Source organism: Kribbella monticola (genome assembly GCF_003261635.1).
GTDB classification, from domain to species: Bacteria; Actinomycetota; Actinomycetes; order Propionibacteriales; family Kribbellaceae; genus Kribbella; species Kribbella monticola.
In genome coordinates, this window is record NZ_QFXK01000033.1 from 216,149 (window position 1) to 239,296 (window position 23,148).

The 23,148-nt window shown below is 68.0% G+C and carries 23 protein-coding genes; 10 read left to right on the top strand and 13 right to left on the bottom strand.

All coding sequences use genetic code 11. The features are described from left to right. Positions 1 to 6: 6 nt before the first annotated feature. The 5 genes from DIZ26_RS23660 to DIZ26_RS23680 form a co-directional block, all read right to left on the bottom strand. Positions 7 to 612, bottom strand: a complete 606-nt coding sequence (locus DIZ26_RS23660) for a hypothetical protein (protein ID WP_157979796.1) — start codon at positions 610 to 612, stop codon at positions 7 to 9. Between the two features lie 445 nt (positions 613 to 1,057). After that, a complete protein-coding gene (locus DIZ26_RS37535) occupies positions 1,058 to 1,555 on the bottom strand; it encodes a hypothetical protein (RefSeq protein ID WP_157979797.1) in 498 nt (165 codons plus the stop codon). Positions 1,556 to 1,838: 283 nt separating this feature from the next. After that, positions 1,839 to 2,255: an MmcQ/YjbR family DNA-binding protein gene (locus DIZ26_RS23670; protein WP_112245086.1), complete on the bottom strand. Its 417-nt coding sequence runs from the start codon at positions 2,253 to 2,255 to the stop codon at positions 1,839 to 1,841. Positions 2,256 to 2,264: 9 nt separating this feature from the next. Continuing rightward, the gene (locus DIZ26_RS23675) at positions 2,265 to 4,127 is read right to left on the bottom strand and encodes a sensor histidine kinase (RefSeq protein ID WP_112245088.1); all 1,863 of its coding nucleotides are present in this window, start codon (positions 4,125 to 4,127) and stop codon (positions 2,265 to 2,267) included. Continuing rightward, a complete protein-coding gene (locus DIZ26_RS23680) occupies positions 4,117 to 4,830 on the bottom strand; it encodes a response regulator transcription factor (RefSeq protein WP_112245464.1) in 714 nt (237 codons plus the stop codon). The genes DIZ26_RS23675 and DIZ26_RS23680 overlap by 11 nt, the downstream gene beginning before the upstream one ends. 111 nt (positions 4,831 to 4,941) lie before the next feature. Between DIZ26_RS23680 and DIZ26_RS23685 the strand changes: the two genes are divergently transcribed. From DIZ26_RS23685 to DIZ26_RS23700, 4 genes are all read left to right on the top strand, one after another. Then, positions 4,942 to 6,000 (top strand): hypothetical protein, encoded by a 1,059-nt coding sequence (locus DIZ26_RS23685; protein ID WP_112245466.1) that lies wholly within the window; start codon positions 4,942 to 4,944, stop codon positions 5,998 to 6,000. Next, a complete protein-coding gene (locus DIZ26_RS23690; protein WP_112245089.1) occupies positions 5,997 to 7,295 on the top strand; it encodes a peptidoglycan-binding protein in 1,299 nt (432 codons plus the stop codon). Before DIZ26_RS23685 ends, DIZ26_RS23690 begins: the two co-directional genes overlap by 4 nt. Next, positions 7,292 to 7,984 carry an ABC transporter ATP-binding protein gene (locus DIZ26_RS23695; RefSeq protein WP_112245091.1) on the top strand — a complete coding sequence of 231 codons (693 nt, stop codon included), beginning with the start codon at positions 7,292 to 7,294 and terminating at the stop codon, positions 7,982 to 7,984. The genes DIZ26_RS23690 and DIZ26_RS23695 overlap by 4 nt, the downstream gene beginning before the upstream one ends. Positions 7,985 to 8,313: 329 nt before the next feature. Next, positions 8,314 to 9,504, top strand: a complete 1,191-nt coding sequence (locus tag DIZ26_RS23700) for an ABC transporter permease (protein WP_232828547.1) — start codon at positions 8,314 to 8,316, stop codon at positions 9,502 to 9,504. Here the strand turns inward: DIZ26_RS23700 and DIZ26_RS23705 are convergent. Both DIZ26_RS23705 and DIZ26_RS23710 read right to left on the bottom strand, forming a co-directional pair. Continuing rightward, positions 9,490 to 10,767: an MFS transporter gene (locus DIZ26_RS23705; RefSeq protein WP_198676246.1), complete on the bottom strand. Its 1,278-nt coding sequence runs from the start codon at positions 10,765 to 10,767 to the stop codon at positions 9,490 to 9,492. The two genes, DIZ26_RS23700 and DIZ26_RS23705, sit on opposite strands and share 15 nt — an antisense overlap. Before the next feature lie 172 nt (positions 10,768 to 10,939). Then, positions 10,940 to 11,422, bottom strand: a complete 483-nt coding sequence (locus DIZ26_RS23710) for a DUF4188 domain-containing protein (protein WP_112245093.1) — start codon at positions 11,420 to 11,422, stop codon at positions 10,940 to 10,942. A 74-nt stretch (positions 11,423 to 11,496) separates the two neighbouring features. Here DIZ26_RS23710 and DIZ26_RS23715 point away from each other — a divergent pair, with 74 nt between their 5' ends. Further along, complete coding sequence (locus tag DIZ26_RS23715; RefSeq protein WP_112245095.1) at positions 11,497 to 12,129, top strand: MerR family transcriptional regulator; 633 nt, start codon at positions 11,497 to 11,499, stop codon at positions 12,127 to 12,129. A 4-nt stretch (positions 12,130 to 12,133) separates the two neighbouring features. Here DIZ26_RS23715 and DIZ26_RS23720 read toward each other — a convergent pair whose 3' ends face one another. From DIZ26_RS23720 to DIZ26_RS23730, 3 genes are read right to left on the bottom strand one after another with little or no spacing between them, the layout of a single operon-like run. Continuing rightward, positions 12,134 to 13,066 carry an acyl-ACP desaturase gene (locus tag DIZ26_RS23720; RefSeq protein WP_112245097.1) on the bottom strand — a complete coding sequence of 311 codons (933 nt, stop codon included), beginning with the start codon at positions 13,064 to 13,066 and terminating at the stop codon, positions 12,134 to 12,136. Between the two features lie 39 nt (positions 13,067 to 13,105). Continuing rightward, positions 13,106 to 13,603, bottom strand: coding sequence for an SRPBCC family protein (locus DIZ26_RS23725; protein WP_112245099.1), 498 nt, complete (start codon positions 13,601 to 13,603; stop codon positions 13,106 to 13,108). A gap of 41 nt (positions 13,604 to 13,644) precedes the next feature. Further along, complete coding sequence (locus DIZ26_RS23730) at positions 13,645 to 14,307, bottom strand: alpha/beta hydrolase (RefSeq protein WP_112245102.1); 663 nt, start codon at positions 14,305 to 14,307, stop codon at positions 13,645 to 13,647. A 22-nt stretch (positions 14,308 to 14,329) separates the two neighbouring features. On the opposite strand from DIZ26_RS23730, the gene DIZ26_RS23735 reads away from it, so the two are divergent. Then, the gene (locus tag DIZ26_RS23735; RefSeq protein ID WP_112245104.1) at positions 14,330 to 14,746 is read left to right on the top strand and encodes an acyl-CoA thioesterase; all 417 of its coding nucleotides are present in this window, start codon (positions 14,330 to 14,332) and stop codon (positions 14,744 to 14,746) included. After that, on the top strand, positions 14,743 to 15,849 hold the full coding sequence (locus DIZ26_RS23740) for a zinc-dependent alcohol dehydrogenase family protein (RefSeq protein WP_112245106.1): 1,107 nt from the start codon (positions 14,743 to 14,745) through the stop codon (positions 15,847 to 15,849). Before DIZ26_RS23735 ends, DIZ26_RS23740 begins: the two co-directional genes overlap by 4 nt. 60 nt (positions 15,850 to 15,909) lie before the next feature. Here DIZ26_RS23740 and DIZ26_RS38385 read toward each other — a convergent pair whose 3' ends face one another. Further along, complete coding sequence (locus tag DIZ26_RS38385) at positions 15,910 to 16,980, bottom strand: glycoside hydrolase family 75 protein (RefSeq protein ID WP_112245108.1); 1,071 nt, start codon at positions 16,978 to 16,980, stop codon at positions 15,910 to 15,912. Positions 16,981 to 17,241: 261 nt separating this feature from the next. Here DIZ26_RS38385 and DIZ26_RS23750 point away from each other — a divergent pair, with 261 nt between their 5' ends. Continuing rightward, a complete protein-coding gene (locus DIZ26_RS23750; protein ID WP_112245110.1) occupies positions 17,242 to 18,702 on the top strand; it encodes a pre-peptidase C-terminal domain-containing protein in 1,461 nt (486 codons plus the stop codon). A 110-nt stretch (positions 18,703 to 18,812) separates the two neighbouring features. Beyond that, complete coding sequence (locus DIZ26_RS23755) at positions 18,813 to 20,282, top strand: pre-peptidase C-terminal domain-containing protein (protein WP_112245112.1); 1,470 nt, start codon at positions 18,813 to 18,815, stop codon at positions 20,280 to 20,282. Positions 20,283 to 20,327: 45 nt separating this feature from the next. Here the strand turns inward: DIZ26_RS23755 and DIZ26_RS23760 are convergent, their stop codons facing one another. After that, positions 20,328 to 20,903 (bottom strand): transcriptional regulator, encoded by a 576-nt coding sequence (locus DIZ26_RS23760; protein WP_232828548.1) that lies wholly within the window; start codon positions 20,901 to 20,903, stop codon positions 20,328 to 20,330. Between the two features lie 350 nt (positions 20,904 to 21,253). Next, positions 21,254 to 21,700 carry a hypothetical protein gene (locus tag DIZ26_RS38635; RefSeq protein ID WP_112245116.1) on the bottom strand — a complete coding sequence of 149 codons (447 nt, stop codon included), beginning with the start codon at positions 21,698 to 21,700 and terminating at the stop codon, positions 21,254 to 21,256. Between the two features lie 83 nt (positions 21,701 to 21,783). On the opposite strand from DIZ26_RS38635, the gene DIZ26_RS23770 reads away from it, so the two are divergent. Then, positions 21,784 to 23,106 (top strand): PEP/pyruvate-binding domain-containing protein, encoded by a 1,323-nt coding sequence (locus tag DIZ26_RS23770; protein ID WP_112245119.1) that lies wholly within the window; start codon positions 21,784 to 21,786, stop codon positions 23,104 to 23,106. Positions 23,107 to 23,148 lie beyond the last annotated feature (42 nt).

Here is a 23,148-nt window from a genome sequence, read left to right on the forward strand (position 1 = left end):
TCGCATTCAGTTCGGTGCGACCTGGAGGGCCCTGACGCAGGGGTGTCCGCCCTGGTCCTCGACGAGGACGATGCCGGTGACGCTGTGGCCGTTCGTCGACCCGTTGATCCTGACGATGATCACCGTTTGACCGATGGTGTCGCCGACGGTCAGCTTGGTCGGCGGCTTGATCAGCACCTTGATCAGCGTCGGCAACAGTTCCTTGGACTCCTGGCAGGCCAGGGCGGCCGCGGCGGTCGGCTTGTTCGCGTTGAGCTGACCGACGAACCGGGTGACCAGTTCCTTCGCCTGCGCCGGATTGCCGCTCGAGGGCATCGTCGGCACGGTGATCGTCGGTTCGGAGGGCTGCACGGTCGGGTCGTCGGTCGGCGGTTCCGTCGGGAAGTACGTCGGAAGCTCGGTCGGGATGTCCGAAGGATCCAGGCCGCCGGGCTCCGTGGCGACCGAGGTCTTGTCGGTGACCAGGTTGTAGGCGACCACCCCACCGATCCCGAGAACGGCGATCAGCACCACTACCAGCAGCACGATGAAGAGCCCGGCCCGGTTCCGCTGCGGCGGCCGCTGGTACCCGGGCGGACCGCCGAAACCACCGGGCCCATTCGGATCGAACACCCGCGTCTCGTCCTGGGGCCTGTTCGGCTGGTACCGGTTCTGGTCGTACCCCGTCCACTGCGTCGGTTGACCCGGCGACGGTTGACTCTGGGGCGGCTGACCTTGGGAGGGCTGGTTCTGGGACGGCTGACCGTACGGCGGCTGACCGTGCACCGGATGACCGTGCACCGGCTGACTCGGGGACGGTTGACCCTGGGGCGGCTGACCTTGGGAGGGCTGGTTCTGGGACGGCTGACCGTGCGCCGGCTGACCGTGCGGCGGCTGACCCGGGGACGGTTGACCCTGGGGCGGGTGGTTCTGGCTGGGCCAGCCGGGCGGAGGGCCGCTGGGGCCGGGCCGGCCTTCGCCGGGCGGGCCCGGTGGCGTCGGAGTGCTCACGCCTCAGTGTCGCAGGCTGCCGGTGCCAGCGCCGGAAGCTCACAACGGAACTTCCGCCACCGCGGCATCAGGGCGTCTGGAAGATCCGGACGCAGAGCGGCTCGCCCGGCACGTCCTGGATCCGTACCCAGCCGTTCGTCGGCCGGTACTTCACCGTGCCGCTGATCGTGACCAGATCCATCCGCATCGGGTACGCCGAGGTGCCGGGCTCCTCCACCGTCGCCGTACCGGCCGTCAGGTTCGTCGACTCGTCCACGATCAGCGAGATCGCCGTCGGCAGCAGTTGCTTCGAACCCTCGCAGCCCATTGCGGCAGCGGCCTTCTGGTTGTTGGTGTTCAGGTAGCCGAGGAACTTCTTGGTCATGACGACCGCGTTCGCGAGCCGCGGCGCATCGGCCGCCGGACTGGAGTTGTCAGTCGGTCCGGCAGTCGGGCTTCCCGCGGGCGCGGAGGCGGTGGTTGTGCTCGTGGGCTCGTCGTCACCGAAGAAGCTGTCCCGGAGGAAGTAGCCGAGGACGCTCGCGCCGACCAGCGCAACGCCGACCACGACCGCCAGCACGATCACACCCCGCTTCCGCTTCGGCGGCTGCCCACCGACACCGGGCGGCGGCCCATAGCCCGACGGAGACCCATAACCCTGCTGAGGCCCATAACCCGGAGGCGGCCCATAACCCGGAGGCGGCCCGTAACCCGGAGGCGGCCCGTAACCCTGCGGCGGCTGGCCGTAGGTGGGCGGTGGTCCGCTGGTTTGCGGTGGCTGGCCGTAGGGCTGTTGCGGCGGGCTCTGCCAACCGCCTTGGTTGTTCGGTGAGCTCACGGCACGCAGTGTCGCATCCGGGAGGGGCGAGTCAGCTGAGGCGATGTTCCTTCAGCCAGGTGTCTGCCCGGCGCTTCGAGGCGCGTGACAACCAGGCGTCCTGGATCACCTCCGTCAGTTCCTCAACGCTCAGTTCGCCCAGCCGGCTCGCCCGCACCAGCACCGACAGGTGCCCGTCGAAGTGCGGAGTCGTGAAGAAGGGGTTGCTGTCGTCGGACACCAGCGCCAGCTTGTCGTCCTCCGACGGCACCCAGATCACGATCACGTCGTCGTACCGCTCACCGGTCTCCGGATCGAACGCGTCCGGCCGCTTGGTCCGGAAGAACACGAACGACTTCCCGCCGACCTGGTAGACCGGATTCTCGCCGCCACCCTGTACGACGGTCACATGCGGCATCCCGCCCGCGACCGCGTGTACGTCCGCCACGCGAGCTTTCCGTCCGGCCATGCCGACAGTCTAGGGACGAGCGGGGAGCCGGATCGTGAAGGTGGAGCCATGCCCCGGCGTACTGGTGACGGTGATCGTGCCGCCGTGCGCCTCGACCAGATGCTTGGTGATCGCCAGCCCGAGCCCGCTGCCGCCCGTCGTCCGGCTGCGGGAATGCTCGGCACGGTAGAAGCGGTCGAACAGATACGGCAGATGCTCCGACGCGATCCCGGCACCGCTGTCGGTCACCGTCACCTGATAGCCGTCACCAACCCGCCGTACGCCGACCAGGACGTGACCACCTGCCCCGGTGAAGCGGATCGCGTTCGACACCAGATTCCCCAGTGCCTGACGGATCCGTGCGCCGTCGACGACAGCAGGAGCTGCTCCGGCCACCTCGGCGCTGAGTGTGACGCCCGCCGACTCGGCTGCCGGGCGATGCGCCGAGACGACCTGCTGGGCGAGCTCGCCCAGGTCGCGCGGATCCTGGTGCAGGCGCAGCATCCCGGCGTCGGCGAGGGCCAGGTCCTGGAGGTCGATCACCAGGCGCTCGAGCAGCCCGGCCTCCTCCAGCAATGAAGTCACCAGCTCCTTGTCGAGCGGCACCACGCCGTCCTCGGAGGCGACCAGATAGCCCTTGATGTTGGCGAGCGGAGTCCGCAGCTCGTGCGCCACGTCGCTCACCATCGCCTTCCGCTGAACGTCGTGATGCTGGATCGACTCGGCCATCGCGTTGAAGGCGTGCCCGAGCCGGGCGACCTCGTCCCGCCCGGTGACCGGGACCCGGGCCGCGTGGTCGCCGTTCGTCATCCGCTGGGCGGCGCCCGTCAACGCCAGGATCGGCCGGACGAGGCGGCGGCCCGCGAACACCATGACCAGCGCGGCGATCAGGAGCACGCCGAGCGCTGTCGCCGCAGTACGGAGGAGTCCTTCGCCGGAGAAGACGTTGAAGGTGCTCTTGGCGCCGAGGTAGAGCTTCGCCTGCGGAGCGACGTACGGCGCGAGGGCGTCGGAGCGAGCCTGAACGGTGCAGTCGACGAACTGCTTGGAGACGTTGGACTTGTCCTTCGGAGTGACGACCTGGAGTCCTTCGGTCTTGGTGGTCGCCTGGAGCGTGTACTGCTCGCCGGCCGCATCGAGGCAGGCGATCGACCGGTGGATCTCGTCGTTGTTGATCTTGATCGCCTTCGCGCTCGGCGCGTAGAGGCCCGCCGGGAGGCACGAGTCGTTCTCGGTGGCGGCCGGCTTCGGGATCTCGGTCATGGAGTAGCCGGAGAGCTGGGTGGTCTCGTAGGCCAGGGTCGGGACACCATCGGCGGTGGTCGAGACGGTCACGTTGCGGCCGTGCGCCCGGTAGCAGTCCACCGCCTGCGCCGCCAGCTTCTCGCGCTGCCGTAGCTCGGCATCGGTCAGTCCCCATTGGCCCGCGCCGACAGTGATCGCAGCGAGCGAGGCTTTTCCGAAAGCCACCGACCGCGGTGCGGTTGCGGCGACCGCGCTGACGAACATGCCGCCGGCGCCCGCCGTACCGCTGTTCCGCGCGTCGATTGTTGCCGCAGGCACCGAAGGCAGGTCCGGGCCGGCGCCGAGCACCCGGGCGGAGTCGACGATCATCGTCCCGTCGGCATCGGTCAGCGCGATCCGGCGGCCGGTCTGGTCGGCCAGTTGCCGGACGAACTTGTCGACGCCCGACCAGGTGGCGTGATCGGCCGCGAAGGTGCTCAGCCGGGCATAGATGTCGCCGTCCACCTGCAGTTGCGAGGTGTTGTCCTCCAACTCGCCCTGCAGCTTCTCCGACGTGCTGTAGGTGGCGATCACCGCCGTCGCGATCACCGCGCCAAGAGCCACCGCCAGCGACAGCCCGAGGAATCTGAGCAGGACGCTACGACGCATCCGAGGTCACCACCTTGTCGGCCAGCTTGTAGCCCACGCCGTACACGGTCTTCAGGTACGCCGGGTTGCCGGGTTCCGGCTCGATCTTCTTGCGCAGGTTCATCACGTGGACGTCGATGGTCCGGTCGAACACGTAGTGGTCGAACCCGAACGCGTGCTCCAGCAACTGCTGCCGCGAGAAGGCCCGACCCGGCGACGCGGCCAGGCAGGCCAGGATCTTGAACTCGGCCGGTGTCACGTCGACCAGGTCACCGGCCAGCCGGACCTCGTGCCGCACCGGGTCGATCTCGAGCACACCGACCCGGTACACCTCGCCCTCGGCCCGCCCGCGCGTACGCCGTAGTACGGTCCGGACCCGGGCTACCAGTTCACGCGGGTTGTAGGGCTTGGTGAGGTAGTCGTCGGCGCCGAGGTCGAGGCCGAGCAGCAGGTCGTCCTCGGTCGCCCGGGCGGTCAGCATGATGATCGGGACGTCTCGATCACCAGCACCGTCGGCGCGGAGTACGCGGCAGACATCCAGGCCGTCGACCTTCGGCATCATCACGTCGAGGACCAGCAGGTCGGGGCTGCGCCGGCGCGCCTCGTCGATGGCGGCCCGGCCGTCGTGGACGACGACCGTTAGGTGGCCCTCGCGCTCGAGGTAACGCCGGATCAGCTCCGCCTGCTTGCGGTCGTCTTCGGCGACGAGGATCCGGGCTGGCATCTGTTCACTGTCGCCGAACTTGATGAGATTTCGATGAAGATCAGCTGAGAGCATCGGGTGCTGATCGGTCCTTCACAGGTTCTTCACAGCACCCCGGCCACGCTCGGTGCCATGAAGAACTCACGCAAAGCGCTCTCACTGGTCGCCGTGCTGGCACTGGCCGGTTGCGGGATCGTCAACGGTCCGGCGGCAGACAAGAAGCCGGTGCAGAGCGAGGAGAAGAGCCCGCTCGCGGAGTACATGGGGGACGGCTTCAGCAGCAGCTCCGGCGGCGGCATGCGGATGGCGGTGCGGGCCGGTGGTCCGCAGGAGTCCGACGAGGAGCAGTTGGCCAAGCAGCGCAAGGTCGAGGACGCGACGGCCGCCTGTATGAAGACGGCCGGCTTCGACTACGTCGCCGTACCGCCGGAATCGAACCCGAAGTCCAAGTTCAACGACGCTTTCAACCTGCCGCCGGACAAGTTCGCCGAACAGTACGGCTACGGCATCAGCACGATCGACTGGTCCAAGCTGGGCAAGGACGACACCAGCAACCCGAACACGGCCATCCGCAACAAGCTGTCGCCGACGGCGAAGAAGGCCTACGACAAGGCGTTGAACGGCCAGTTCGCCACCAACGGCGGCAATGTCGTCGTGATGCCGGAGGGCAAGAGCAACGCCAAGATGGACACCGGCTGCCGGGGGAAGGCGGCCGAGGAGGTGTACGGCAAGGCGGGCGACAAGATGGCCGACTTCAGCAAGTACGACTCGCTCTTCAAGGACATCCAAGCGCTGCAGAAGCGGATCGAGGCCGACCAGCGAGTGGTCGACGCCACCGCTGCCTGGTCCGACTGTCTGGCCGACGCCGGGCACGCCGGTTTCAAGAAGGTGGACGAGCCGCGGGACAAGGTGAGCAAGAAGCTGGACGAGCTGACCGGCAACGGCGGCGCGCAGACACCCCGGCCGGGCAAGAACGTGGTGGTCGGGCCGCCCTCGTTCGACAAGGTCGACGCGCAGAAGCTGGCCGACCTGCGGAAGTTCGAGATCGAGCTGGCCAAGGCCGACCAGGGCTGCAAGGCGAAGGTGTACGACGCGCCGTACAAGAAGGCACAGTTCGAACTGGAGAAGGAGTTCGTCAGCACCCACAAGGCCGAGTTGGAGGCCTACCGCGACGGAATGGCGAACCGGTGACCGCTTCGCCCAGATCCCGCCGGCGGGTCCTGGTCGGGGTGTCCGCGGTCGCCGCGCTCTCCCTGGGCGTCGGTGTCGCCGCGGGCAGCCGGATCACCTCGCCAGAGGACGCCGCCGCGAAAACCGCACCGCCGAAGGCCTCCCAGATCACCGTGCCGGTGGAACTCAAGGCGCTGGCCAGCAAGGTGGTCGGCCGGGGCGACACCTCGTTCGACGGGGCGGTGAACATCCGGGTCGAGACCAGCGGGCTGACCACGCCGGCGGTGGTGACCGGGAAGGTCCCGACCGTCGGGTCGACCCTGAAGGAGGGCAAGGCCCTGCTGGAGATCACCGGACGTCCGGTGATCGGGCTGGCCGGCGTACTGCCGATGTACCGGACGCTCTCGCCGGGTAGCAAAGGGCCCGACGTGCTGCAGCTCGAGCAGACGCTCGATCGGCTCGGGTTCGACCCCGGGACGGTCGACAGCAAGTACGACCTCGACACGGCGAACGCCGTCGAGCAGCTCTACGAAGCCGCCGGGTACGACGCGCCCGAGCCGGACGAGCGGCTGACCCAGGCGGTCGACGGCGCCAAGAAGAACGTCGACCAGGTGAAGAACGCGCTCCGGCAGGCCCAACGCGCGCTCCGGCAGGCCAAGGCGATGCCGGGGAAGAAGGACTTCTCCGTCGAGCAGGGTGCGGTGAGCGACGCGCAGTCCAACCTCGACGACGCGGAGACTGCGCTCGCGGACGCCAGGTTCAAGGCCGGTACGCCGCTGCCCGTGTCCGAGGTGGTCTTCGTGAAGTCGCTGCCACGCCGGGTCGACGACGTGAAGGTCGAGCGGGGCGGCACCGTCAACGGCGTGGTGATGTCGGCCAGCGGTGCGTCCCTCGTCGTCACGCTCAAGGTGGACGCGCAGACGCACGAGCGGCTCAAGGCGGGGATGACCGCCAGCCTCGACCTCGGCGACGGCACCATCGTGGCCGCCACGGTCCGCCGCATCACTCGCAACGCCGACCAGTACGACGTGGTGGTGGCGCCCAAGTCGCTCACCCCTCACCAGTTGGACCTGCTCCGAGACGCCAACGTCCGGGTCACCATCCCGATCAAGAGCACCAACGGCAAGGTGCTCGCCGTACCGGTGGCCGCGTTGTCGGCCGGGCCCGACGGGAGCTCGAGGGTCGAAGTACTGCGGAACGGCAAGGTCGAGCTCATCCCGGTGACGGTCGGGCTGTCGGCTGACGGGTATGCGCAGGTGACGCCGGCCGGCGATGCCAAGCTGGTCCAGGGCGACCAAGTGGTGGTCGGGCGATGACCGCCACCGCGGTAGCCCTGCCGGCGCCGGTGGTCGAGATGATCGGCGTACGGCGGTTCTTCCCCGGGCCGCCCGAGGTACAGGCGATCCGCGAGGTGGACCTCACCATCCGCGAAGGGGAGTATCTGTCGATCGTCGGGCCGTCCGGGTCGGGGAAGTCGACGTTGCTGCATCTGCTCGGGCTGCTCGACAACCCGACCGGTGGCGTCTACCGGTTGGACGGCGTCGACACGATGAGCCTGCGAGAGCGGCGTCGCGCCGTACTGCGCGGGGAGCGGATCGGGTTCGTCTTCCAGTCGTTCCATCTGCTCGACCACCGCACGGTGCTGGAGAACGTCGCGCTGTCGATGGTGTACGTCGGGGTGCCGCGCAAGCAACGGATGGCTCGGGCGCGCGTCGCGCTGGAGCGGGTCGGGCTCGCGCATCGGATGGATTTCGGGCCGGGCACGTTGTCCGGCGGTGAGCGGCAACGGGTCGCGATCGCCCGGGCGCTGGTCGCCGAGCCGAGCCTGCTGCTCGCCGACGAGCCCACCGGCAACCTCGACAGCGCCAACGCGGAGGCGATCCTCGAAGTCTTCGACGAACTCCACCACGAAGGCATGACCCTCGCCGTCATCACCCACGACGACCACGTCAGCCAACGAGCCCAACGCCAGGTCCGCATCGTAGACGGAACCCTCCAATGGTGACCCCCACCCCCGGCTCCCCGCCCGACCCCACCGACAACCGACCCACCCCCCGATCCGGCACGGGGGCAGAGCCCGCCAACACCCCGCCCACACCCCGAACCGGCTCCCCGGATCCCGCCGGCGAGCCGTCCACTTCCCCGCCGGACGGCGGAGGTGCGTCGCTCCCCGGCTGGATCGTCTCGCCTTCCGGGGAGGCGGAGGCTCCGCCGCCCGCCCGTGTCAGGCGGTTGCGGCTGGCGTTCGCCGGGATGATTCGGCGAGCCGCCGGCTCGCCGGCCGGCGGGCGCAGCCGCGAACAGGGTCGAAAGCGGGTCAGGAGTGGGCCCGCGGTGCGGGACTTGCTGGATGAAGCGTTGGCGGGGGTGGCTGCGCGGCCTACGCGGTTGATTCTCACCACGCTCGGGACCGTGCTCGGTGTTGCCGCGCTGGTTGCGACGGTCGGGCTCGGGCAGACGGCGAACGGGCAGATCACCCAGCGGTTCGACCTCGCCGCCGCGACCCGCGTCGTGGTCTCGCCCGACGACAAGGGCGGTCAGGAAGGCGAGGCGGCCACCCAACTGCCCTGGGACGCACCCGACCGAATCCGACGGCTCAACGGAGTCGACGCAGCCGGCACGGTGAGCACCCTCGACGTCGGCGACGACCTCGTCCGCAGCGTCGCCGGCCTCGACACCCAGAAGAACGGTCACGCGCTGACCGTGCTGGCGGGATCACCCGGCCTGTTCGACGCCGTCCGGGCAAGCCTGCGCACCGGCCGGTACTTCGACGCCGGCCACGACTCGCGCGCCGATCGAGTTGTTGTCCTCGGCAAGAATGCGGCCGACCGCCTCGGCATCAACCGGGTCGATTCGCAACCGGCCGTCTTCATCGGCGACCAGCCCTACACCGTGATCGGCATCCTCGACTCGGTCAGCGGCCGCGCCGAACTCCTCGACTCGGTGATCATGCCGAACGGGACCGCCAAAGCGGCGTACGACCTCGACGCCCCGGACTCCCTGGAGATCCGGACCCAGGTCGGCGCGGCGCAGTTGATCGCGAGGCAGGCACCGGTCGCGATCGACCCGAACAACCCGAGCACGCTGAAGGTCGACGCGCCGCCGGCACAGGGCGGCGTACGGAAGGGCGTGCAGAGCGACCTCAACGCACTCTTCCTGCTGCTCGGAGCAGTCGCACTCCTCGTCGGCGGTCTGGGCATCGCGAACGTGACGCTGCTGTCGGTGCTGGAACGTGTCTCCGAGATCGGCCTGCGACGAGCACTCGGCGCCGCGCGACGACACGTGGCCGCGCAGTTCCTGGTGGAGAGCGTGGTGGTCGGCTTCCTCGGCGGATTGCTCGGTACTGCGGTCGGCGTATTGCTGACCGTCGGCGTCTCCTGGGGCCGGGACTGGACGCCGATCCTGTCCACCTCGCTGTCGTTCGGTTCGCCGTTCCTGGGCGCGTTCATCGGCCTCGTCGCCGGTACGTACCCCGCCTGGAAAGCCTCGGCGATCCAGCCGATCACAGCCCTACGCGGTGCTTAGCGGCTGCCGCGCGGAGAGCCTCGAGTAGGTCAGTGCGCTGAGTGCGAAGCCGAGTACTACGAAGGTGAGCACCGGGTAGGACTTTCCGTCGTCGGGCAGGATCACGGCACCGAGCGCGGCCGCCGAGACCTGCCCGACGTTGAAGATCATGTCGTAGAGCGAGAAGACCCGCCCGCGGTAGACGTCGTCGACACCTGTCTGGACGAGGGTGTCGACGCTGATCTTGATGCCCTGGGCGCAGAAGCCGGTGAAGAAGCCGGAGACCAGGATCGCCGGCTGCGTGTAGAGGCCGCCGGGAAACGCCGTCACCACAGCGGCCGCCACGAAAAGCACGGTGATCCAGCGTCTGAGCGTGAGTACGCGAGTCGCCCAAGGAGTGACGAGAGCGGCGATGAACAGGCCCGCGCCGATCGCGCCGGTCGCCAGCGCGAGTGCGCCGAAAGCCTTGTCCAGTTGGTCAGGACCATAGAACTTGTTGCGGTACAGCAGGATCATCGCGACCGTGACAAGACCGAAGAAGAACCTGAGCGACCCGATCGCGGCCAGTCCTAGGGCGGCTTGCCGTCGCTGTTTCAGGTGCCGGCCGCCGTCGATCAGGCCGGCCACGATGCCTCGGATCGCCTCGACGACGCCCGGCTCGTCGCCGGTCAGGTCCGGGCCGAGTTGCCGTCGGCCGAGCCGCAACGCGAGGAGGGCAGCGACGAGGTAGACGGCGGCCGTCGTACCGAGAACTGCGAGGTCCGAGTCGGAGACGAGTTTGACGCCGGCTCCGACGCCGCCTCCGATCAGGAACGACGCGGTGCCGGACGTCGGCGTGACCGCGTTCGCCATCACCAGTTCGTCGGGGTCGACGACGTGGGGGAGACCGGCGGACAGGCCGGAGAGCAGGAAGCGGTTGACGCCGAGGGTGAGCAGTACGGCGAGATAGAACGGCACTCCGGCGTTGCCTAGGGCAACAATCAGGCCGACGACGAGGACCAGGCCGGCCCGGGTCAGGTTCGCGCCGAACAGGATCTGCCGGCGCGACCAGCGATCGAGCAGTACGCCGGTGAAGGGACCGAGGATCGAGAACGGCAGCAGGGCGACCGCGAACAGCCCGGCGATCGCGGCCGCGTCCGGCGCCCGCTCCGGCGAGAACAGCACGTACGCCGCCAGCGCGACCTGGAACACGCCGTCGCCGAACTGCGACGTCAGCCGGACCGCGAACAGTCGCCGGAAATCCCCACGCCGCAACAGCCTGCCGAGATCCCGGATGAACTGCACGGCTGCACTGTAACCGCCCCCGCCGCCTCCGCCCGGCGCCGGACTCTGGGACCCAAGCGGGGCAGCGGAAAGTGGGTCGGGGAGGGGCGCGGGAGGGAGTCGCCGGGGAGAGGCTGGCCGGATGCCGCCCGCCGCGTGACCGGCATCGACTTCACCCCCACCGCGGGGCCGCTCAGGAGACCGGCTTCTTGGCCAGTCGCTCGGCGGCGGTGCGGCCGCGCTTGTTCGCCGGGACGACGCCGGATGCCTTGCCGAGGCCGAGCAACGGCATGTTCCCGTAGATGGTCTCGAAGTTCCCGGCCGGTACGACGTACGTCTCGTGCCAGATCCCCACGTTGTTGCCCTTGTAGGCGAGCTTGTAGAACTCGGTCCAGGCTGGGCGATGCGTGCGGTCCGGGTCGTTCGCGAAGGCCTGCAGCTTCTCGGTCGACTCCCAGTACTGCAGCATCGTCGTGTTCCGCAGCCCGAAGAAGCTGCGGAATCCGAGCAGCCCGCTGTCCGGGTCCTCAGACAGTTCGCGCAGCATCGGGCCCATCCCCTTCGCGACCGGCAGCCACTGCCGCCATGCGCGCAGCTTGTTCACCCGCATTCCGATCAGGAACACCACGATCTCGCCCTCGTGCGCCGCCGTCTGCCGCCCCTCGACAACATCCATGATCGATCCCCTTAGATAGTTTGACTCTCCAATATTGGAAAGTGATACTCTCCAAAAGTCAAGAGGGAGTGAGCATGTGGATCGCTGAACTGTCCCGGCAGACCGACGTACCGGTGGCGACGATCAAGTACTACCTGCGCGAAGGCCTGCTGCCCGCGGGCGAGTCGGTCGGCGCAACCAGAGCCCGGTACGACGAGTCGCACGTCCGCCGCCTTCGCCTGATCCGGGCGCTGGTCGAGGCAGGCGGCCTCAGCCTCGCCCGAGTCCGCGGTGTACTAGCCGCGGTCGACGAGGAGTCCCAGCAGATGCACGCCGTACTGGGCGCTGCCCACGGCGCCCTGCTGCCGGAGTCCATCGAGGCGTCCACCGGGTCCCTCGAAAGGGTCGACGAACTACTGGCCGATCATGGCTGGAAGGTGCACGAACGGTCGCCTGACCGCGCACTGCTGGCCAACGCCCTCGATGCCCTCGACCGCGTCGGACACCCACTCGACTCGACCCTGCTCGACAGCTACCTGATGGCAGCCGAACAGGTAGGTGACGCCGACGTCGCCCACCTCCCGGCAGGCGACCGCGCCCAAGCCGTCGAAGCCACGGTCATCATCACCGCTCTAGGCGGCCCGGTCCTCCTGGCCCTCCGCCGCCTGGCTCAACAGAACGCCTCAGCCCGCCGCTACGGCGTAGTACGAGGTCCTGTCTGCCCGTAGGTTTTCAGGCTTGGGCGCGGGCTGCCTGGCGGTCGAGGAGGCGGGTGCGTTGCTCGACGAAGCGGGTGGCCTGGGCGTCGAGGGCGGCCATGAACTCGGCCAGTTCGTCGCGGGCCTTCGCGCCGTCGCCGGACAGGTCCTCGCGCTCGAAGACCCGCCAGTTCCGCAGGATCGGGGCGACGACCTCGTCGTGGTGCAGCCGCAGGTCGTAGATGCCGGCCTTGGCGATCGTCACCGAGTTCCGGGCGAACCCCTCCATCGTGGCGCCCGGCATCGAGAAGTCGCGGACCTCATTGGTGACGGCGCGCATCGTCTCGTTCGGCGCGGCCTCGAACGCGGCCGCGACCAGGTTCCGGTAGAAGATCATGTGCAGGTTCTCGTCGGTCGCGATCCGGAGCAGCAACTGGTCCGCGATCTTGCAGCCGGTCGCCTTGCCGGTGTTGCGGTGCGAGACGCGGGTGGCCAGCTCCTGGAAGCTGACGTACGCGATCGCCTCGAGCATGTTCTTGTCGACCTGGTGCCCGGCGGTCATGTGCGCCATCCGGGCTACTTCGAGCTCGACCGGGTCGACGCCGCGAGTGACGACGAGGTAGTCGCGCAGCGCGATCCCGTGCCGGCCCTCTTCGGCGGTCCAGCGGCCGACCCACGTCCCCCACGCGCCGTCGAGCCCGAACTGGGTCGCGATCTCACGGTGGTACGACGGCAGGTTGTCCTCGGTCAGCAGGTTGGTGATCATCGCGACCTTGGCGACCGGATCCAGCCGGGACTGCTCCGGCGCCCAGTCCTCACCGCCGAGGAACGCGAAGTCGCGGCCCTCGCTCCACGGCACGTAGTCGTGCGGATTCCAGTTCTTGGTGATCTTCAGGTGCCGCTCGAGATTCTCCTCGACCACCGGCTCGAGCTCGTGCAGCAGATTTGTCACCAACTTGGCATCCATCCCCCCACCTTACGGCACCGTAAGTTACGCAACCGTAAGTTAAGCCCGGGCCTTCACCATCGCCGCTATGGTCAGCAGCATGTTCCGGCCCAGCTCATCCAGCCGGCGTTGCTTCGCCGCTTCCGCCCGAGCGGGATCGGCGAGCACGCCTTTCCGCATCCCGCTGTCGCCCGGCCCGTGCGTGAACGACTGGCGGATCAGCGTCTGGTCACCCTGCGCCGCAAGCTCGTACTCCCAGTGCGCGAACGGCTCGTCCTCGCCACCGAACACGTCCCACCCGAACCGCACCGGTTCCTCCGCCACCGTCACCCGGCACCGCACCTCGGTCTTGAACCCATCGGCGAACTCGTTCCGAGCCTCGAACCAAGCCCCCACCGCCGGCCCGTCAGCACCATCGACCCAGGCGCCGTACACGCACTCAGGACTCCACTCGCCATATCCCGCCACATCCGTGATCCAGCCCCAGACCTCCTCGATCCGCGCCCTGACCAGCACCTGAACCTCAACCGTCGCCCCTGTGACTCCGAAGTCATCCATGCCGGCAACGTCGCCGCCCTCGCCCGGCCCTCGACATTTCGCTACTTTTCGCGACCAGGGCCCTGTACTTCGCGGCGATACGCCTCCAGCAACTCGGCCAGCTCACCGGCATGGCCGAGCATCGGAAAATGCCCACCAGGCAGCTCGTCCGGCGCGAACCCGAGCCGGTCGACAGCCAGCGCGCGAAGATAGTCGGCCGGGAACAACAGATCCTCGGTCGCGATCACCGCCCGCGTCCGCACCTCAGGCCACCGCTCGAACAGGGCAGGATCGTCCATCGGCCGTCCGGCCTGAGGTCGCAACTGCCGCCTGGCCTCGACAGCGAGCTCGGCCGGAAGATCCTGGAAGAAGTAGTCGGACTCCGGGTCGCCGTCCCACTTGTAGTCGGTGTGCCCCCAGTAGTCGCTCACCGCCTCACCCGGCAGCGGGATCATGCCCGCAACGAAGACGATCAGCTCCACCGGCAGCCGTTCGCACACAGCGGGCGCGGTGAAGCCGCCGAGCGAGTGCGCCACCAGGACGAGGTCCGTACGCGGACCGACCGCGGTCACCACCGCCTCGCGGTACGCAGCAAGTCCAGCGGACTCGTCGTCGCAGGGGAGGTCGACAGCGATCACCTCCTGTCCGCGCGCCTCGAGCTCTGCGGTCAGCGCGTGCCAATGCCACGGAGTGCAGCCGGCGCCGGGGATCAGGACGTAGGTCACGCGTTCACCCTATGGTGGGCCGATGGACCGGAGCGCCTTTCCGCACTTCCTCGCGATCGGTACGCGGTGGAAGGACAACGACGTCTACGGGCATGTGAACAACGTCGAGTACTACAGCTTCTTCGACACTGTGATCAACGACTTCCTGATCCGCGTCGGGGAGCTCGACATCCACCGCGGCGACGTGATCGGGCTGTGCGTGGAGTCGCAGTGCACGTTCAAGCAGTCGCTCGCGTTCCCCGACTCCGTCGACGCCGGACTCCGCGTGTCGAAGCTCGGCAACTCCAGCGTGCACTACGAGATCGGTCTGTTCCGCTCAGGCGCGGAGGACCCGGCGGCGATCGGCCGGTTCGTCCACGTCTTCGTCGACCGCACCGACCGCCGTCCCGTCCCGATCCCGGACTCGATCCGGACCGCCCTGGAAGGAATCACCGGATGATCGTCCGCGGCGCCGTCCTCCGCGAGATGGGCCTGCCCAGTCCGTACGCCGTATCGCGTCCGCTCCACATCGAAGAGGTCGACCTCGCTCCACCTGGCCCAGGTGAGTTATTGGTCCGGATCCGTGCGGCCGGTCTGTGCCACTCGGATCTCTCTGTGATCGACGGCTCCCGGCCGCGGGTGATGCCGATGCTGCTCGGCCACGAGGCGACCGGCGAGGTGATCCGGTCCGAGGCGGCCGGATTCGCACCGGGCGACACGGTCGGCTTCGCCTTCGTCCCCGCCTGCGGCACCTGCGGACCGTGCGCGGAAGGCCGCGCGGCCCTGTGCGAACCAGGCGCAGCAGCCAACACCGCCGGCACCTTGCTGTCGGGCGCACGCCGCCTCACTGAAATCAACCATCATCTAGGTGTCTCCGGCTTCGCGGACCACGCGGTGGTCTCGGCGCGCTCAGCTGTGAAGATCGATCCTGAGCTACCACCAGAGATCGCAGCGCTCTTCGGCTGTGCAGTGATGACCGGTGTCGGTGCAGTGGTCAACACCGCTCGCGTCCAGGCCGGGCAGAGTGCAGTCGTCTTCGGACTGGGCGGTGTCGGCTTGTCTGCTCTACTAGGCGCCGCCCTCGTCGGAGCGCACCCGCTCGTCGCGGTCGATGTCGTACCGGAGAAACTCCAGCTCGCCCTGGACCTCGGCGCGACGCACGCGATCGATGCCCGAAGCAACGATGTTGTCGAGGCGGTGCGGGCGGCAACGGCCGGCGGCGCGCACTACGCCTTCGAGACCGTCGGCAACGCCGCAGTACTGGCTCAGGCGTACGGGGCCACGCGTCGCGGCGGCACCACCGTGACGGTCGGCCTGCCGCATCCGTCGCAGACGTTGACCATTCCCGCCGTCAGCCTGGTCGCCGAGGAACGAACGCTCAAGGGCTCCTATCTCGGCTCGGCCGTCCCCAGCCGGGACATCCCGCGCTACATCGCCCTGTACCGCGCGGGACGTCTCCCGGTCGACCGGTTGCTGTCGGCCACAGTCGGTCTCGACGATCTCAACGAGGCCTTCGACACCCTCGCGTCGGGTGCCGCGATCAGGCAAGTGCTGGTTTTCTGACCCAGCGGTGGTAACGGTCGGCTGCGCGCCGAACCGCCACCACCGCTTACGTAGTACGGGCTAGTTGTTGTTGATGAAGGTCCGGGCGAGTTCCTGGCCGCGGGAGACGGCCAGGTTGTGGTCCTCGATCGGGTTGATGGTCGAGTTCTTGAAGACGATGTAGGTGACGCCCGAGTCGGTGCCGCCGTTGCTCGGTTCGGGGTTGATGCCGAGCTGGTTCGCCGCGGCGTACGACGCCTCGCCGATGATGTCCTCGGGTCCGGTGTCACCGACGACCGCGTAGGTGACCTGGTTGTTGTAGATCACCGCGACCACACCGCCGCCGTCGATCTGGAAGTTGCGGTAGTCCCAGGTGCTGCTGGGGCTCGGCACCACGACGTACGGGAGCTGGGCCGCGTTCAGCGGCTGGTCGCTCGACGTGTGGAAGGCGGTGTCGGGCAGGAAGCAGCAGTCGGTGTTCTCGTTGCACTGCGAGGTACGGATGCCGTCGCAGTCGATGTCCATGTCGGCCTTCCAGAAGACCGCGCCGTTCTTGCCGCAGACCGGGATGGTCCGGCCGAGTTCCTCGTCGGTCTTGTAGGTGCCGTTGGAGATCTGGCTGCAGGTGCTCACCTTGGCGAGCAGTTCGGCCGCGGTCGGGGCGCCACCGCTGCCGCCGCCGGAGTCCGTGACGGTCAGCGAGTCGAGGTTCGGGCCGCCGTTGGCGGTCGTCGCGGTGGCCTTGATCGTGTGCGAACCGGCCGACAGGTTCGTGTTTACCGTGGTCGTGTTCCAGGTGGTCCACACGCTGGTGCTGCCGAACTGGGGTGTCGCGACCGTGCTGCCGTCGACGGCGATCGTCATCGGGCGGCTCACGGTCGTGCCGTTGGAGTACCGGAAGGCCAGTGCGGCGCTGCCGGCGGTTCCGACGTTCACCGTGAACGTGACCGACGAGCCGGTCACGTTGTCGTAGTTGACGAACCCGGTGCCGGTGTAGCCGGCGTGGTTCGATTCGACCACACCTTGGCTGCGGGCGGCGTTCTCTGCCTGGTACGTCGTGGTCGCGGCCGACGCCGGGTTCGTGAGGGCCGGCACCAGCAACAGGCTGCCGACAACTGCGAGGACGAGTGCGAGGGGGCGGAACTTACGCATCGTTCACCTCTCCATATAGTTAGGAAACTTTCCTAACTGTCAGACTGTGAACGCGGTCCGTCAAGAGCTCGCGACGATCTGTGGTTCCGGAACTGGAAAGGGTTTGCCGGGCAAGCAAGCGTTAAATTGAGATGAAACTGTATACACCGCCGCAACGGTCGGGCAGGCTACGGAAAGTGCGCGCGAGCGCACGACAAGTGAGGCTAGCCCGCCGTGCCGCCCCCGCCACGGCGCGCTAGGAGTCCCTGAGGAGGACCCCTGATGCGAAGCAGGTTCCGCCGAACCGGTGTGCTGGCAGGCGCCGGTGCCATGGTGTTCGGTGCGCTGGCGATCGTCGCCGGCAACCAGGCAGACGCCCAGCAGGGGCCGGCCCCGATCTCGCTGGACCAGGTGCTCGGCCAGCAACTCGCCGGCCGGCCGCTCCAAGGCAAGGCCGCGCTCGGCAAGCTGCAGCCGCGACTCGCCGAGCTCGCCGAACGCAACGGTCTGGCCGAGGTTCAGCTGCAGCGGATCCTGGCCGGCGACCGGACCAGCTGGCTCGACAAGGACGGCAAACTGTTCTTCAAGGAGCCGGTCGCCACCGCCAAGGAGAAGTCCGCCGGTTCCGCGGCGAAGGTCTCGAAGCGGACGCTCGCGGCCGCCGCAACCGGGCCGGCGTTCGAGTTGCACAGCAAGGCCGGTTCGAACCGGGTGATCTACCTGGACTTCGACGGTCACACGATCACCAACACCGCCTGGAACACCAACGGCAAACCGGCCACTGTGAACATCACGCCGTACGACACCGACGGCAACCCGAGCAACTGGAGCACCGCCGAGCAGAACGTCGTACGGGAGGTGTGGGCCCGGGTATCCGAGGACTACGCGCCGTTCGATGTCGATGTGACCACGCAGGCGCCGGCCGAGTCCGCGATCGATCGCGCGGGTTCGTCCGATCAGCAGTACGGGACGCGCGTCGTCATCGATCCGACCAGCTGGTACCAGTCCGGGTGCGGTTGTGGCGGTGTCGCGTACGTCGGCGTCTACGACTCCACCAGTCAGCACGCGTACTACCAGCCGGCGCTGGTCTTCACGAAGGGTGTCGGCACCGGCGCGAAGAACATCGCGGAGGCCGCCTCCCACGAAGCCGGCCACAACGTCGGCCTGAGCCACGACGGTACTGCGTCGGTCGGCTACTACGCGGGTCACAACGCGTGGGCGCCGATCATGGGGGTCGGCTACTCCAAGGCGATCAGCCAGTGGAGCAAAGGCGAGTACGCCGGCGCCAACAACAAGGAAGACGATTTCGCGGTGATCGGCCAGAACGGCCTGGCGCTGCGGGCCGACGATCACGGAATCGGCACCACCGATGCTACCGCCCTGAGCCTCGGCGCCACCGTCAACGGGATCTACGCCAGCGACTCCGACGTCGACACCTTCCGGATCGACCTGTCGGCCGGCACGTTCACCTTCGTCGCGAACTCGGCGGCCGTCGGCGGCGACCTGGACATCAAGCTCCAGTTGCTGAACTCGGCCGGCACAGTGGTCGCCACCGCCGACCCGGCGTCGGGCCAGTCCAACGCCGGTACGCCGACCGGCCTGAGCGCGAGCATCCGCCAGCAGGTAGCCGCGGGTCGCTACTACCTGCGCGTCGACAACACCGGCTACGGCGACCCGCTGAACACCGGCTACTCCACCTACGGCAGCCGCGGCGCCTACTCGGTCCGCGTCACCGCCGGCTAGCCAGTACGACGTTTTGCGCGGGTTGCTGCTTTTCCCTGGGGGAAGCAGCAACCCGCTTTGGTCACGGGGGAATGGACACGCTGGGGGGGAATCCTTGAGGAGGATTCCGGATGAGTTCGAAACTTCGCCGTACCGGTGCGCTCGTTGGCGCCGGTGCTCTGGTCTTCGCCGCTGTAGCAGTTGCTGCTGGCAACCAAGCTGACGCGCAACAGACACCGCTCGATCAGCTGCTCGATCAGCCGCTCGATCAGCCGCTCGGGCAGGTGCTCGGCCAGCCCACGCCGGGCCGGGTGGCGCTCGGCAAGGTGCAGTACCGCTTGGCCGATGTTGCTCACCGCAACGGATTGACCGAGGAGAAGTTGCGCGACACGCTCGCGTCCGACAAGACCAGTTGGCTCGACGCGCAGGGTCGCTTGTTCTTTCGTGAACCAGGTCTGACCAGCGCCCAGAAAGCACCGGAGGCTTCGCCGCGCTGGGCGTCCGAGTCGGTCGACGCCGCGACCGGGCCGGCCTTCGAGTTGCACAGCAAGCCTGGTTCGAATCGCGTGCTGTACTTGGACTTCGACGGCCACACCATCACCGGGACCGCCTGGAATTCGTCCCAGGGCGTCGATCCGGTGAACGTCACGGCGTACGACACGGATGGGAACCCGGCGAGCTTCAGTACCGCCGAGCAGGACGTCGTACATGAAGTGTGGGCGCGGGTCGCGGAGGACTACGCCCCCTTCGATGTCGACGTGACGACGCAGGATCCCGGGCAGGACGCGATCAACCGGACCGATGCTGCCGACCAGCGGTACGGGACGCGAGTGGTGATCGATCCGACCAGTTGGTACCAGTCCGGGTGTGGCTGTGGTGGGGTCGCGTACATCGGTGTCTACGACACGACCGGTAACCACGACTACTACCAGCCGGCGCTCGTCTTCACCAAGGGTGTCGGCACCGGCGCGAAGAACCTCGCCGAAGCCGCTTCCCACGAGGCCGGCCACAACGTCGGGCTCAACCACGACGGCACCGCGTCGGTCGGCTACTACGAGGGCCACGGCTCCTGGGCGCCGATCATGGGGGTCGGGTACTACCGCGGGATCAGCCAGTGGAGCAAGGGCGAGTACTCCGGCGCGAACAACACCGAGGACGACTATGGCGTCATCGGCACCCACGGGCTGGCGCTCCGCGCGGACGAGGTCGGTGACAGCACTGGGGCTGCTGCCGCTCTCGCCGTCGGGGCGACCGCAACCGGCGTGATCGCCGCCGAGTCCGATGTCGATGTCTACAAGGTCGGTATCGGTGCCGCAGGCAACTACACGGCTACGGCCAGCGCGGCAGCGCTCGGCGGCGACCTGGACATCAAGCTCGACCTGCTCGACAGCTCTGGTGCTGTCATCGCCTCTGCCGATCCCCCCTCAGGCCAGAGCGACGCCGGTACGCCAACCGGCCTGGGCGCGACGCTCAGCAGCAACCTCCAGCCCGGCACCTACTACCTGCGGGTCGACAACACCGGATACGGCAACCCTTTGAACGACGGCTACTCCAGCTACGGCAGCCGCGGCGCCTACTCCCTCACCATCAACCTCACCTGAGCTCCTGCGGTTGGTCATCCTCTGGCGGGGTGGCCAACCGCAGGTCTAGTCCCCGCGCTGAAGCCCGAGCGTGGCGAGCAGATCCTCGTGCAACTCGAACCAGACGGTGTGACAGGAATCGACTCCCGTCCCGTCGACCCACGCCACCTCACCAGCGACCGCCCGCCCCAGCGCTCTACTGAATCTCCGGTCGTAGCCCTGAAAACGATCCAGTACTCCGGTCAGCCGCCCGACCACCGACTCCAGTTGCTGATCGAGTGCTTGCAACTCTCCGATCACCACCTTGTCCCAGGCCGGATCGCTGTGATCGTTGAACGCCAGCGAATCCACCGGCGTCGGCCTGAGCTGCCAATCCGTACAGGCTTGCTGCAACCGCCCGTTCAGCGGCAAAAACACCTCGTACGCCGCGCGCACAGTCTCCTCGCCATCCACGACACCTTGCAGCTCGACCGCCAGTTGCCGCTCGTTCTCCGCCCTCCCCGCAGCCGTCATCGACCACCCACCGCTCCCGGCGAACTCCGACCAACTGATCCACCCGAACGCCTGAAAATCCAGCAACAACTCACCCGCCCGTTCCCGCCCAACCCCGAACCGCTCCGCCACCGCCGCCTCATCAGCCACCCCCTTAATCCGAACGGCATGCAACACCAACAACTCCACCGCCGACCGACTACTCATCGCGCCACCCCACCAACACCAACAACTCCACGGCCGCCCGACTACTCATCGCGCCACCTCGCCAACACCAGACTGCTCCCCGGCCGCCTGGTTGCTCATCGCGCCACCTCGCCAACACCGACAACTTCACGGCGGACTGACTATTCATCGCGCCACCTCGCCAACACGACCGACTCCGCGGCCCGACCCGTTGCTCATCGCGCCACGCCGCCAACACCGACAACTCCACGGCGGACTGACTACTCATCGCGCCACCTCGCCAACACGACCGACTCCGCGGCCCGACCCGTTGCTCATCGCGCCACCTCGCCAACACCAGACTGCTCCCCGGCGGGGCGGTCTCCGCGCGTGAGCAGCCGATCGAGGCGCTGCTGACACGCCTGCGGTGAGTTCAACCCCAGCGCGCCCGCCATCTGCGCCCAGGTGAGTCCCTGCCCCCTCGCAGCGAACAGCAACCCGGTCTCCAACTGATCAATCTCAGCCCGCGCCGCCCGCAACAGCCGCAAGGCCGCCAGAGCCCGCTCCACCTTCTCGCCGTCTTCCGCATCTTCCGCGGAACCCGACTGCCAGAGAAAGAACTGGATCAGGTCCACCGCCGACGGCGGCACCGGCTCCGGCCGCCACGGCCTCCGCTCAAGCCGATCAGCTCCCGCCGCGAGCAACAACTCCCTCGCCTCCTGCTCGCGCTGAGCCGCTAGCTGATCCTCCGCCGCCCCACCGTCCCGCTGCGTTCCACTCATCCGCGAACCATCTCGTTTCAACAGTTCGTTGTCAACATTCCGTTGAAGCCGTGGCATGCTGGTCCCGTCGCACCCACCCACCATTGCCCACCCACCATTGCCCGTCCAAAGCCGCAACCCTCGCTCGCCTTGCCAAGGCCGGCTTCCCCGTTCCACCCGCCTTCGTAGTACCGATCGACACCTACAGGTCGTTCGTCGCCCACCTGGACCTCCCCACTGCCCTAGCCGAGCGCGGCCCCACCGAACTCCGCCGCCTGATCGAGTCTCAACCCCTCCCATCCCGACTTCTCACAGAACTCACCCACGCACTCCACGCCTTAGGCGACCTCCCCGTAGCCGTCCGCTCCTCAGCCACCACCGAAGACACCCCTCACGCCTCAGCCGCCGGCCAACACGACAGCCACCTAGCCGTCCAAGGCGCCCACGCTGTAGCCACAAAACTCCTCGCCACCTGGTCGTCTCTCTGGACCGCGCGAGCCACCAGCTACCGCCGCACCGCGCACCCACCCGCAGTTTCCACAGCCGACGCCGCGAATGCGGACGGCGGGATCAGCGCGTTGGATGCGGCTGTTTCGCCGGGGACGGCCGGGGTCGATCCGGCGTTGGCCGTGATGATTCAGCGGCATGTGGATGCAGACGTTGCCGGCGTGCTCTTCACCGGCAGCACGAAGGGCAGGTCTGGGGCTGGAGACGTAGCGGTGATCGACGCGTCGTGGGGCTTGGGGGAAAGCGTGGTTCAGGGACTGGTCACACCGGATGAATTCGTGGTGGGAGCGGACGGCGTACTCGAGGTTCGTCTGGGTGACAAGCAGACCCGGATCGATCGATGCTCGGACGGAACGGTGACCCGCGGCGTACCGGACGAAGATCGTGAACGAGCCTGCCTCACCGACGATCAGGTGACGCGGCTCTGGAAGCTCGGCCAACAGGTAGCCGAACACCTGGGCGCCCCCCAGGACATCGAGTTCGCCATCGAGAACGACCACATCTGGCTCCTCCAGTCCCGACCGATCACCGCGGACCTGGTACTTCGTTCGTCCGAAGCGGATGCGGGCGAGCGCGAGCTGGTACTGCGGGGGACTGCGGGGAGTCCGGGTGTCGTGAGGGGGCCGGCCCGGGTGGTGAAGGGGCCTGGGGATTTCGAGAAGGTTGCCGAGGGCGACATTTTGGTGTGCCCGTTCACGGATCCGGCGTGGACCGTGTTGTTCGGCGTGGTGGCCGGCGTTGTGACTGAGGCAGGCGGTCGGCTGTCTCATGCTGCGATCGTTGCTCGGGAACGCCGAATTCCTGCAGTGCTTGGGATTTCTTCCCTGCACAGCAATGTGCGAGACGGGCAACTGCTCACGATCGATGGGAGCGTCGGCACCGTGCGGGTCCATCCCTCGCCCAACCCCCGAGTCAGCTGACCTCGCTGTCGGCCAACACGGCACGGCAAGCAGCCAAAGCTG